Source organism: Pseudoalteromonas sp. SR41-8 (genome assembly GCF_014163915.1).
GTDB lineage: Bacteria > Pseudomonadota > Gammaproteobacteria > Enterobacterales > Alteromonadaceae > Pseudoalteromonas > Pseudoalteromonas rhizosphaerae.
Map to the genome: position 1 here is coordinate 1 of NZ_JACJEE010000094.1, position 375 is coordinate 375.

Annotated in this window: 2 tRNA genes; both read left to right on the top strand. The window is 42.1% G+C overall.

Features of this window, described 5'->3' with window-relative positions:
• Positions 1–133 precede the first annotated feature (133 nt).
• Positions 134–218: transfer RNA gene (locus tag H5162_RS21145), tRNA-Leu, on the top strand.
• Between the two features lie 40 nt (positions 219–258).
• Positions 259–333, top strand: a tRNA-Gln gene (locus tag H5162_RS21150).
• Positions 334–375 lie beyond the last annotated feature (42 nt).

Consider the following 375-nt stretch of genomic DNA (forward strand, 5'->3'; position numbering starts at 1 on the left):
CAGGTTTTGATCCTGGCATTCCCAGGTTCAAATCCTGGTATCCCAGCCAACTTCTTCTACCAAAGAATGTTGTTAAAGAATAACTCTAGCTACGAGTATAAACAGCAAAAACGTATATAATTATACGGACTATGCGGGAGTGGCGGAATTGGTAGACGCGCTGGATTTAGGTTCCAGTATCTTAGGATGTGAGAGTTCAAGTCTCTCCTTCCGCACCATGTTCTTGATAAGAATTAAAACTATCAACTGTTTCTTTGTTGGGATATCGCCAAGCGGTAAGGCACCAGGTTTTGATCCTGGCATTCCCAGGTTCAAATCCTGGTATCCCAGCCAACTTCTTCTACCAAAGAATGTTGTTAAAGAATAACTCTAGCT